The organism is Humiphilus diazotrophicus, from assembly GCF_059726315.1.
Window position 1 is genome coordinate 4,181,823 of the sequence record NZ_AP040870.1, and the last position, 11,081, is coordinate 4,192,903.

General features: G+C 51.0%; 9 protein-coding genes. 8 read left to right on the top strand and 1 reads right to left on the bottom strand.

Annotated features, from left to right (window positions below; all coding sequences use genetic code 11):
• The first annotated feature begins 46 nt into the window (after positions 1 to 46).
• The 4 genes from AC6I7T_RS17755 (at position 47) to AC6I7T_RS17770 (ending at position 3,964) form a co-directional block, all read left to right on the top strand.
• Positions 47 to 376 (top strand): hypothetical protein, encoded by a 330-nt coding sequence (locus AC6I7T_RS17755; protein ID WP_497788748.1) that lies wholly within the window; start codon positions 47 to 49, stop codon positions 374 to 376.
• Positions 377 to 380: 4 nt separating this feature from the next.
• Positions 381 to 1,382 carry an LOG family protein gene (locus tag AC6I7T_RS17760; protein ID WP_497788749.1) on the top strand — a complete coding sequence of 334 codons (1,002 nt, stop codon included), beginning with the start codon at positions 381 to 383 and terminating at the stop codon, positions 1,380 to 1,382.
• A 171-nt stretch (positions 1,383 to 1,553) separates the two neighbouring features.
• Positions 1,554 to 2,717 carry a hypothetical protein gene (locus AC6I7T_RS17765; RefSeq protein WP_497788750.1) on the top strand — a complete coding sequence of 388 codons (1,164 nt, stop codon included), beginning with the start codon at positions 1,554 to 1,556 and terminating at the stop codon, positions 2,715 to 2,717.
• 50 nt (positions 2,718 to 2,767) lie between these two features.
• Positions 2,768 to 3,964, top strand: coding sequence for a glycosyltransferase (locus AC6I7T_RS17770; protein WP_497788751.1), 1,197 nt, complete (start codon positions 2,768 to 2,770; stop codon positions 3,962 to 3,964).
• 70 nt (positions 3,965 to 4,034) lie between these two features.
• On the opposite strand, the gene AC6I7T_RS17775 is transcribed toward AC6I7T_RS17770, so the two are convergent.
• The gene (locus AC6I7T_RS17775) at positions 4,035 to 5,693 is read right to left on the bottom strand and encodes a translocation/assembly module TamB domain-containing protein (RefSeq protein WP_497788752.1); all 1,659 of its coding nucleotides are present in this window, start codon (positions 5,691 to 5,693) and stop codon (positions 4,035 to 4,037) included.
• A 141-nt stretch (positions 5,694 to 5,834) separates the two neighbouring features.
• On the opposite strand from AC6I7T_RS17775, the gene AC6I7T_RS17780 reads away from it, so the two are divergent.
• From AC6I7T_RS17780 to abc-f, 4 genes are all read left to right on the top strand, one after another.
• Complete coding sequence (locus AC6I7T_RS17780; protein ID WP_497788753.1) at positions 5,835 to 7,520, top strand: trehalase family glycosidase; 1,686 nt, start codon at positions 5,835 to 5,837, stop codon at positions 7,518 to 7,520.
• Positions 7,517 to 8,452 carry a carbohydrate kinase family protein gene (locus tag AC6I7T_RS17785; RefSeq protein WP_497788754.1) on the top strand — a complete coding sequence of 312 codons (936 nt, stop codon included), beginning with the start codon at positions 7,517 to 7,519 and terminating at the stop codon, positions 8,450 to 8,452. Before AC6I7T_RS17780 ends, AC6I7T_RS17785 begins: the two co-directional genes overlap by 4 nt.
• Positions 8,453 to 8,473: 21 nt before the next feature.
• Positions 8,474 to 8,866: a DUF302 domain-containing protein gene (locus AC6I7T_RS17790; protein ID WP_497788755.1), complete on the top strand. Its 393-nt coding sequence runs from the start codon at positions 8,474 to 8,476 to the stop codon at positions 8,864 to 8,866.
• Positions 8,867 to 9,081: 215 nt separating this feature from the next.
• Positions 9,082 to 11,043, top strand: coding sequence for a ribosomal protection-like ABC-F family protein (gene abc-f / locus AC6I7T_RS17795; protein ID WP_497788756.1), 1,962 nt, complete (start codon positions 9,082 to 9,084; stop codon positions 11,041 to 11,043).
• Positions 11,044 to 11,081: the final 38 nt, after the last annotated feature.

An 11,081-nucleotide genomic window follows, 5' to 3' on the forward strand; every position in this document is an offset into this window, starting at 1 on the left:
TGCTGTACGGCACTGTTAAGCAAAAGACAGTGGCTTTTTGTTTGCGATGTCCAATCAGCCGGACTTGTTCCCGTCAAATACACCTGAAGATTCGGCCCCGTCTGCCCAAGCGGCGGAGACTGAACCCAAATCGCATATTCCGACGTGGCTTCTGCGCGCGGAGCTATTTCTGCGCATTGTGATTCGGATTTATGTAGGTGTTCTGATTTTTCTGCTTCCCTGGTCTAAGTTCTGGGATCGGAATCCCCTCTTTCTGGCTCATCCTGATCTGGGAGTGTTTGCGTCTTACGGCGCGGTACGCGGTATCGTCTCCGGTCTGGGCTTGCTGAATCTCTGGATTGCAGTCACGGATGCGATTTACCATCGCGAGAGCTAATTTTATGAACAATAAATCCGAAGAAGATGATCTCCTCAGTCCTCCGCCGTTAGAAAAGGCTCCCCTCGCCTATGAGAATCCGGCATTCCTGAATGGCGCAGATGGCCGATTGATTCGTATTTTGGCCGAATATGCGGAACCTCTGGCGCGTTTCCGCAGAGAGCGCATACAGGACACGGTCGTTTTCTTTGGTTCAGCCCGTTTTCGGGCTCTGGACGAGGCGAATCGTGAAATGGAGCTGCTGGAGAACACCGGTTCCGTACAATCGGCTCCGAAGGAGGAGCAACCGGCTCGCCTGCCGGAGAAGGAGCAGGGAACAGCCACGGAGCTGAAGCTTCGTCGTGCTGAGGCCTCGGTGGAGATGGCTCGTTACTATGAAGATGCCCGCCGTCTTGCCCACATGTTTACGAAATGGAGCATGTCGATTCCTTCACACCGCCATCGTTTTGTTGTGACCTCCGGTGGTGGTCCCGGAATCATGGAGGCGGCAAACAGGGGGGCTTTCGAGGCCGGCGGCAAGACGATCGGGCTCAATATCCGCCTGCCGTTTGAACAGGTTCCGAATCCATATATCACGCCTTCTCTCAATTTCGAGTTTCACTACTTCTTCATGCGCAAATATTGGTTTGCCTACATGGCGAAGGCCTTGGTTGTCTTTCCGGGCGGCTTCGGAACCTTGGATGAAATGTTTGAGCTGCTCACTTTATCCCAGACACGTAAGCTGGCCAAGAAGATGACCGTGCTTATTTATGGTTCCAGTTACTGGAATCAGGTCTTTAATCTAGATGTATTGGTGGATAAGGGCGCTATTTCTCCTAAGGATCGCGAGCTGTTTCAATTCGCGGATACTCCGGAAGAAGCGTTTGAGAAGTTAAAAGAGGGTTTGATTCGAAATCATCTCGAGCCGGAAAAGGCCAATGCCGAGCGAAATGCTATCGAAGAGGTTCTTTCCGGGTGGAGTCCGGATGATTTCCTGGGACCGGATATTGCAAAAACACAGAGATAGAACGGTATCTACGGGGAACCTTTGCTTCGCCGATGCAGGGAGTGGCGAAAAAGGTTCCTTTACGGGAAAAGATATATTTGAACGCACATTTTTCTCTCCGTAATCGGGCATTCATGCATTCCTTGGGATACTTGTCACAGAAATTAGTGCACAACTAGAAGGGGGGAAGGAATGGCCAATTCCAGCATTGCCTATATCTGGAATGATGCCCGTGCAAGTAGCGGTTTTGTCTCCGGTGTTTCGCTTCATAGTCACACCAACCAGTCCCGTGAAACGCTCGATTTCCTTGCTAATTTCGGAAACCAATATCCTTTCATGCGGCCAATTCTGGCCCGTGCTGAACGGATATGCAGAGAGAAATATAACTTTCCCATCGACTATGCGAAGAGTTATTGGACTCCGCCGCTTACTCCTCGTCTAGCCTTCGATCTGGAAAGCCGGCAGATTGAATCTCTGAACCTGATGCCACTGGTTTCTATCAGCGATCATGACAACATCCAAGCTCCTATGCTGCTTCGCACCGTTCCCAGCGCCAGGCATATTCCTGTCTCTGTTGAGTGGACGGCCCCCATCGGTGGGGACCAGGCCTTTCATTTAGGCATTCATAACTTACCTAGTGCCGAAGGCCAGTTCTGGATGCAAACCCTGGCCGAATTTACAGCCAATCCTTCAGACGATCGTTTAACCGAGCTGCTTTCTGCTCTGAATGCGTTGCCGAATGTTCTGATTGTTTTTAACCATCCGCTCTGGGACCTTTATCTGATTGGCGATGCAAAGCATCGGGTTCGCGTGGATGAGTTTATGCAGAAGAATGGTCAGTTCATCCATGCTCTGGAGCTGAATGGGCTTCGCCATTGGGATGAAAATCGAGCCGTCAGGCATCTGGCAAAGAAGTGGAATAAGTTGCTGATCTCCGGTGGAGACCGGCACGGTACGGAGCCGAATGCCAACATTAATCTCACGAACGCTACCTCGTTTACCGAGTTTGTTCATGAGGTCCGGTATCAAGGCATCAGCAACATTCTCTTCATGAAGCAATATGCAGAGCCCTGGAAGCATCGCCTTCTACAGTCGACTCTGGATGCAATTCGTAATTATCCGGAATTTCCGCAAGGCTCCCGCTATTGGGATGAGCGTGTCTATCATCCTGACGCCAGTGGTACGATTCGTTCACTACGCGAGTTGTGGGTGGCTGGGGAGGCTCCTCGCCTGTTGCGTTATGCTGTTTCCCTTGTTCGTCTCATGGGACGCCAGCCGGTTTCCAGCAGCTTGCGTTTTGCTTGGAGTGATTCACATCAACTACGCTTCACACTCGGAGAGCACGAGGCTTTTTAAGCAAGAGCTTTCCCCTCTCCGAGTAGTTAGTTAAGGACACATTCCCTCCGATGGGATCCTGGATTCCACGTGTGGCGTTATTCCCTGACTCGTTTCATGAGATCAACGGAGTTGCCCACACGAGCCGACAATTCGAGGCCTATGCCCGCCGTCATCAATTGCCCTTTCTCTGTGTACGAGCCGGGCAGAGGCCGGAACCATTTCTTTCGGAAGGGGAATTAGCAACACTCGAATTGCCGAGAGGCTTCCTGTCCTTTGCGCTGGAAAAAGATCTCCGCTTCGATCCCGCTTTCGTACGACATGGCCCGCTGATCATAAAGACTCTGCGAGAGTTCCGGCCAGATATTCTGCACATTACCGGCCCTAGCGAGATTGGTATGTTAGGTGCGGTCTTGGCTTATCAGTTGCAATTGCCACTGGTGGCCTCCTGGCATACCAATGTGCATGAATACGCTGCGCGCCGTTCTAACTGGTTCTTGCGTCACCTGCCGCAAGAACAATCAGCGAAGGCTGGAAAGCGGATAGAAGCGCTCACTTTACAGGCGACTGCACGCTTCTATCGATTGGCCCGCATACTTTTTGCTCCCAATCAGGAGCTGTGCTCACTTTTACAAGAGGTCACCGAGAGACCGTGTTTCCTGATGCCTCGTGGAGTGGATACAGTAGAGTTTTCACCCGCGCATCGTGACCGGTTGGAGAAGAACGACAAATTCATCCTGGGATTTGTCGGCAGACTCTCTATTGAAAAGAATGTAACTTTATTGGCGACGATTCAGCAAGAGCTTCATGCCCGGGGAATCGGCAACTTTCATTTCCTGATTGTAGGCCACGGTGCCGAAGAAGGCTGGCTGCGCGAACACCTGCCGAATGCGGAATTTACAGGTGTTCTACGGGGAGAAAAGCTTGCACGTGCCTATGCCAACATGGACCTTTTTGTTTTTCCTTCTCATACGGATACCTTCGGAAATGTGGTCCTGGAGGCGCTGGCATCCGGTGTGCCTGCAATCGTAACTCCAGACGGGGGGCCGCGTTACATCGTAAAAGAAGGAGTTACCGGGGCCATAGCAAACGACGAAGAGTTTTCATCCGCCATAGCTGATCTCTTATCGAATCAAGCACGATATGTAGCCATGAAAGCAGCGGCAAGAGAGTTTGCCATGACAGCTTCGTGGGATTCCGTTTTTGATGGTGTCTATGCCCACTATGCTCAGATGTTGCATCCGGAACTGCAGCGGGCTGCGGTGTAGCGGCAGCTGCTTCTCCCTATTTAGGGACCCTTTTCTTTCCGCGTATTCCTGAATACCTTAACTCGCTGCTTCATTTCCGAGGCGCACTTACCGGGGCGCTATCTTTCATCTTATTTTTCAGATCCGGAGCGGCATCCGATAGATCCTTGTGCCCGAAATCCAAGCCAAAATGAGGCTCGGAGCGAGTTCCTGTAACCTTGATCGGAACATCTGTTCCCGCCCCGTTTTTCTTAAAGAACGGATCTACCGGTTTTAGCAGGGCACCCTTCCATCCTCCGACAATCTGCGACACTGTCGCTTTCAGTCGTGCACGTCCATGAAAGTCGAATTCATTTCCATCGAGGCTATAAATGCCGTCCAGACCAATATCGGCTCCAGGGACATCGTATTTGAGATTTGCGATGGTTAGTTTCCCGTTGCTAAGTGCGAAGTCTCCGCGCATATCCGACCGGATGTTGTCGGGGGTATCGTCTTTAGCTTCTTTCAGCTTGCCCTGACTGCGCAGGCTTAGTTGGTCAACTTTGCTCTGGATCTTGTCGTTTGTGAAGTGTGCTCCTGAGACAGCGAAATTGCCCTGCAGTCGTAGGCGGTTCGGAACTTCAATGTCGCCGGGAGGAAGATCGAATTTCGTCTTCATACGCATCGACCCGGTCATCACGGGCGGATCTGTTTTGACTCCTAAGCGGAGCATGTCTTCCATGCGTGCGGGGTCGACAACTACATCCAGAACAACGTGGTGGCCTTTGACTCCGGGAACACGAACCACTTTTCCTTTGGCCAGAATATGCGAGTGAAGAAGAGTGGCATCGACGGGCTGAAGATATGTATCTCCGCTGGTTCCATCGACAATGGCGTGGAATTTTGTATGCAAAGGGACTGGATGACCACTGGTAGTGATGCGAAAGTCAGGGGTGTCAGTTTCTCCGTCCACAACAATGTTGTCCAATGTTCCGGCATATTTTCCATCGGAAGAAAGGATGCCCCCGATGCCTTTCAAAGAACCGAGATTGGCGTTTCTAAAACTGTAGACGCCTTCTACTGCTGAATCTCCGGGGCTGTCGGCATTCCATGGCCCGAATTCTCCAACGGAGTGAATATCTCCAATGGGCTTAGGATTTTTCAGCGTTGCATCGAATTGCAGGGGCTGCCCGGAACCGATGGAGCGCAAGCGCAGCGATCCGATAGCGAAGTCCAGGGGAACCTTTCCAGGTTTGTTCGTCCCCAGTACCAGAGACGCACCGTTGCAGTCGATTTCGTCGACAAAGATATGGATGCGTCCATTCTTATTGCCGAGCTTCGGGACGTTCTTGCGTTCTTCTTTGGGCGGCAGGTGGATAGATAACCCATTTATATCTACATGTCCAACATGCATCGGGGTTCGCAGCAGGTTCTGCCAAGTTGTCCGGAAGGCAAAATTCTCTAGAGCAATAAGTGGGCCAGAAGAGCTGAGCGCATAAGGGTAAAGCTTTAGCCCTCCCCCTCGAACCTCAACCCCTTTCCAGATGGAGACATGAAATGTATCCATCTCAACCCGGCTATGGAATCGGGTAGAAAGAGTGTCGATAACACGAGCCTTCAGAATCGGCTCAGCTCGATGTAAAACAATCTCGATTCCTATAATCAAACTGATTGCGAAGAGAAGAAGAATTGTCAGAGTCCAGAATAAGAACGGATGTCTCCTTCTCTTCTTCGTTTTGTTTCCTTGTTCAAGAGCTGTTTCATCCGCCACGCAGTGCAACCTTCCCGACAATTTTCTGAGTCCGAAGAGATACGTTTAACTCTTTCTTAGAGGCTCATTGTTCATTTTGTGTTGGATAGAGCCACCAAGATGGGAAAACGGTATAGCATGAGGCTCGGAGAGCATATTCTCATGAGATTCCACACTTTAGTGGCCACCTGTGCGTTAGTTATTTCCGTAAGTGTCAATGGGCAAAATCCCGCACCGTCGATGGTCCAGGCCGCAGACCAGCCTTCCATAGAAGCATATGTCCATAATGCATGGGATACTCTCACCAGATCGATGACGAAATGCTCGTCGCTTATCGACCCCAAGCTCACGACCGCGCCGATTCTATATCTGCCCAAAGACTTGCCTCTTCCTAAGGAGGTGGCAACGGTAATGGACGAATGTACGATCAGAGTTCAGAGGCTTCCCAAGGTAATTAACTCTTTTGGCGATATACGTGAATCAGAGATCCCGGTCCACGGCCTGCTCTATTTGCCCAATCCGTACGTTGTTCCTGGCGGACGTTTTAATGAGATGTATGGCTGGGACAGCTACTTTATTCTTCTTGGACTAATTGCCGATCACCGTTTGCCTCTGGCAAAAGGCATAGTAGAGAACTTCTTCTTCGAGATCGACCATTACGGCGGCATTCTGAATGCAAATCGTACATACTATTTCACCCGTTCCCAGCCTCCTTTTCTGAGTTCAATGATTCGTGCGGTATACGAAGATACCTTAGCCGGGAGTAACGGAAAGGCATCGGCCGACTCTGCACGCGAATGGCTAAGCCGGGCCTATGGCTATGCGAAGCGAGACTATGCGCTTTGGACCAGTGATATCCATCGTGCCGGAGACACAGGGCTAGCGCGCTATTACGACATAGGAGAAGGTCCTGTTCCGGAGATGGCCGACGACAGCACCTACTATCCTGACGTGATCCGTTGGCTTTTGGCTCATCCGGAAAAGAAGACGTCGTATTTGTTGGATGCGCCAGATAATCCTTCTCGCGAAGAAACCGCTAAGCTTTCGCAAACAAGTTGCGATGTTCGTCTTTCTGCCGTATGTGCAGCCGCACATGTTCAGGGGCATCGACTTACGAAGGATTTTTATCGGGGTGACCGGGCCATGCGAGAGTCCGGCTTCGATGTAAGCTTTCGCCATGGACCTTTCAGCGGATCGACCCATCATTTTGCCGATGTAGGGCTGAATAGCTTGCTTTACAAATACGAGCGGGATATGGCCAATTTTGCGCGGATTCTCTCTCTGGAGTCCGAAGCGAAAGAGTGGGATCAGCGAGCGGAACAACGTAAACAGGCTATCAATAAGTATTTATGGCATCCTGAAAGCGGAATGTATTTTGATTATGATTACAGTCTGGCTCAACCCTCCGACTATCAATATGCCACGACTTTTTATCCATTATGGGCTGGCGTTGCGGACTGTACCCAGGCAGCAGCCGTTGAGAAGAACTTGAAGTTATTCCAGCAACCCGGTGGTCTGGCGATGAGCACAACAGCCTCTGGAACACAATGGGATGCTCCTTATGGATGGGCTCCGGTAAACTGGCTGACAGATCTGGGGCTATTTCAGTATGGCTATAGTCAGGATGCTTTAGCGATAGCGAAGAGTTTTCGTCATACCGTGGAAGCCGGTTATGCTCACGATCAAACAATTCGCGAGAAGTATAACGTCGTAAGCAGCTCATCAGAGATTACAGTTAGTGCCGGATATAAACAGAATGTGGTCGGCTTCGGCTGGACGAACGGAGTTTACCTCCAGATGGGACAATTGGAACACATGAAATCGACACCGATCTGCGGAGCAAAATGATGACGGAACCGAAGCTGATTCTGGCGATTGGCGAACTACTTTGGGATATGCTTCCTACTGGCCCGCGGATTGGAGGGGCCGGAGCCAATTATGCTGTCATGGCTTCCAGGTTAGGAAATCATGCGGCAATCTTGAGCCGCGTCGGCAGGGACGAACTAGGGCGGAAGGCCTTGAATGCACTGGAAACAACTCCCGCCGATCTATCTCATATCCAGATCGATCCTTTTCACGCAACCAGTACTGTTACTGTCGAGCTCCAGCATGGTCAGCCGAGCTATGTGATTCATCAGCCGGTTGCTTGGGATTTTTTAGAGGACACAGATGAGTGGCAGAGATTAGCGTCGAGAGCTTCTGCCGTTTGGTACGGAAGCCTCGCGCAACGGGGACATACCTCTCGCGACACGATTCAGTCTCTGTTGGCTGCTACCTTCCCTGAATGCGTCAGGATCTTCGATGTCAATCTTAGAGAGCCTTTCTATAGCGACGAGACGATTGAAGAATCAATAGAATTTGCAAGCATAGTAAAGATGAACGATGAGGAGCTTCCCGTAATCCTCGATTTACTCGGATTGCAGTCTGTTACCGGAAGGGATACAGATTCTCTGCTGAAGGGAGCAGGAGTTCTGCTCGAGGAATTCCCTGTAAATCTGATTGCGATTACACGGGGCAAATATGGAAGCATCCTTGTCAACCGGGAAGCGAAACACGTCCATCCCGGAATCTCTACCGAGATCGCCGATACCATAGGCGCAGGAGATGCATTTGCAGCGGCTCTTACGCATTATTATCTGCAAGATGCACCCCTCGCTGTTTTGAACGAAGCGGGAAATCGCTGGGGAGCCTGGATCGCTTCTCAACCCGGAGCGATTCCACCCTTGTCAGAAGAGGTCCGAGAATCGATAGCTGCTGCCGTTGCTACCTCGGCAGCTTAAATACTTTCCAGAGAGGTCTTAATGCTTGAGAGAGATAGCGGAATTCTTCGCCGCCCCAGTCGCTATTCTGTCGATGAAACAGTGGAAAGACTTGAGAGCATTCTGCGAGCGAAAGGAATAACGTTATTTGCCATTATTGATCACAGCGGAGAAGCGGAAAAGGCTGGAATGAAAATGCTGCCAACCAAGCTGCTGATCTTTGGCAATCCTAAGGCCGGTACGCCACTGATGCAGGTTGCTCCCTCTAGTGCGATTGATCTGCCCTTGAAAATTCTGGTCTCGGAAAATAGCGAAGGACAAACCTGGATTTCCTATAACAGCCCTGAGTACATACAGGAAAGGCACGGATTACCGCCTGAGCTGATGCAGAATATTGCGGGCGTAGAGGCCTTAGCCATCAATGCTGGTGAGTAGTTTGCTAGAACGATCAAGGTTTGTACACGGGAAAAGACTTTATGTGTGAAAAAGCAGATTTGCCGCACCCTCCTCTCCTTTGATCTTCCCCTCCCGCGACGATATGGCGGATTTCACCGGCGAAGGGGGAGCGATACGCACGACTTTTCTCGAACTCCTTTAATTTAGCCGGATTACCGCTTCCGGTCCGTCTCTGAGAAAATAGAAATTGTCTTATGCTTCAGCTTTCTGCCGCAGGCAAGCGTTTTGGTCCCCGTCTTTTGTTTGAAGGGGTGAACTGGCTCATTACTCCCTCTGAGCGCACCGCGTTGGTCGGTGCGAACGGGACGGGTAAGTCTACCCTGATGAAGATCCTGGCCGGGATCGATTCGCTCGATTACGGAAACGTCCAGAGGATGAGCGCCATGTCTATTGGCTATTTGCCTCAGGATGGCCTGTCTCTTTCCGGGCGTACGGTTTTTGAGGAATGTCTTTCTATTTTCGATGAATTGCGTTCTATCGAAAGGGAATTGGAGGCTCTGGCGGCCTCTCTTGCGGAACTCGATCCTGAAAGCTCCGAATATGCTGCTGTCGCAGAGCGTTATTCGCTTTTGGGTGCACGTTTTCATGCAAATGATGGTTATGCCCTAGATGCTCAGGTTGGAGCGGTTCTCAGTGGATTGGGGTTTACAAAGGAAGACTGGTCTCGCCGTACGGAAGAATTTTCCGGTGGCTGGCAGATGCGTATTGCTCTGGCCAAGCTCCTATTGCAGAAGCCGAACCTGCTCTTGCTGGACGAGCCTACGAATCATCTCGACCTGGAAACCCGTAACTGGCTGGAAGAGTACCTCCGAACCTATCCAAATGGCTTTGTCCTGATATCGCACGATCGCTATTTCCTGGATGTGACTGTGAATAAGATTGTGGAGATCTGGAACAAGGGACTCCATGTCTATTCCGGGAATTACGAGCAATATCTGAAGCAAAAAACCGAACGAAAAGCTCAGCTCGAAGCTGCCTACCGAAATCAGCGCGAGCACATCGACCATTTGGAATCTTTTATTAATCGTTTTCGCTATCAGGCAACAAAGGCCAAGCAGGTTCAGAGCCGCATCAAAGAGCTTGAGAAGATCGAGCGCATCGAGATTCCGGAAGAAGAGCCGATTATCCACTTCACCTTTCCTCAACCGCCTCCATCGGGAAGAACGGTTGTTGAGGTTCAGCATCTGGCCAAGAGCTATGGTGAAAAACAGGTGTTGGAAGATGTGAGCTTCACCATTGATCGGGGGGACAGGATTGCTCTGGTGGGAGCCAACGGCGCCGGCAAGTCAACGCTGATTCGGTTGCTTACCGCGACGGAAGCCCCTACGGCAGGATCTTTGCGACTAGGACATAACGTGGTCGCCGAGTACTTTGCGCAGGACCAATACAAGGTGCTCGATCCCGATGCCCGTATGTTGGACGATATCGGCCGTACCGCGCCAAGAGTTCCCGAAACAGAGCTACGTAGTCTGTTGGGATGCTTCCTCTTCTCCGGAGACGATGTTTTTAAACCGCTAGGCGTGCTTTCCGGAGGGGAGAGGAATCGCTACGCTTTGGCCCGTATTCTGGTGAGCCCGGCGAACTTCCTGTTACTGGACGAGCCAACCAACCACTTGGATCTGCGCGCTAAAGACGTTCTGTTGGAGGCAGTGCACAACTTTACGGGAACGGTAATTTTCGTTTCGCATGACCGCTACTTTATCGACGGATTGGCGACACGCGTCTTTGAGGTTGAAGGTGGTCACGTGCATGTGTATCCCGGAAACTACGAAGACTACCTCTACCGCAAGCAGAATGACCGGACGGTAAGCGATGCGGTTCCTGCTGTGGCAGCTTCTGTTGCCAAGGAAGTGGCGGTCAAAGAAGATGCAAAACCGGCTGCAGGAGAGCAGTCTTCCGGCGAGAAGGAAAAAGTGCGCCGGTTGAATCCCATCAAGCTTCGTCAGATGCAGGAGCGTTGTGCCTTTGTGGAGGAAGAGATTCCCCGTATGGAGGCAGCGATCGCTCAAACCGAACAACAATTAGGCAACTTTGTCAGTGCAGAAGAGACTCAACGTCTCGTCGATCAGCTTGAAGATCTTCGCAAGCAAAACGCGGCTTTGACTGCGGAGTGGGAAGATCTGATGCTTCAGTTGGAAGAACAATCAGCCGTGTAGCACCAGCAACATTTCATCAATCTAAATTGTTAGAGGGT

Coding starts and splice junctions, on each gene's coding strand:
- AC6I7T_RS17785 (WP_497788754.1), top strand. CDS start 7,517: ATGATGACGGAACCGAAGCTGATTCTGGCGATTGGCGAACTACTTTGG.
- AC6I7T_RS17770 (WP_497788751.1), top strand. CDS start 2,768: ATGGGATCCTGGATTCCACGTGTGGCGTTATTCCCTGACTCGTTTCAT.
- AC6I7T_RS17755 (WP_497788748.1), top strand. CDS start 47: ATGTCCAATCAGCCGGACTTGTTCCCGTCAAATACACCTGAAGATTCG.
- abc-f (WP_497788756.1), top strand. CDS start 9,082: ATGCTTCAGCTTTCTGCCGCAGGCAAGCGTTTTGGTCCCCGTCTTTTG.
- AC6I7T_RS17760 (WP_497788749.1), top strand. CDS start 381: ATGAACAATAAATCCGAAGAAGATGATCTCCTCAGTCCTCCGCCGTTA.
- AC6I7T_RS17765 (WP_497788750.1), top strand. CDS start 1,554: ATGGCCAATTCCAGCATTGCCTATATCTGGAATGATGCCCGTGCAAGT.
- AC6I7T_RS17790 (WP_497788755.1), top strand. CDS start 8,474: ATGCTTGAGAGAGATAGCGGAATTCTTCGCCGCCCCAGTCGCTATTCT.
- AC6I7T_RS17780 (WP_497788753.1), top strand. CDS start 5,835: ATGAGATTCCACACTTTAGTGGCCACCTGTGCGTTAGTTATTTCCGTA.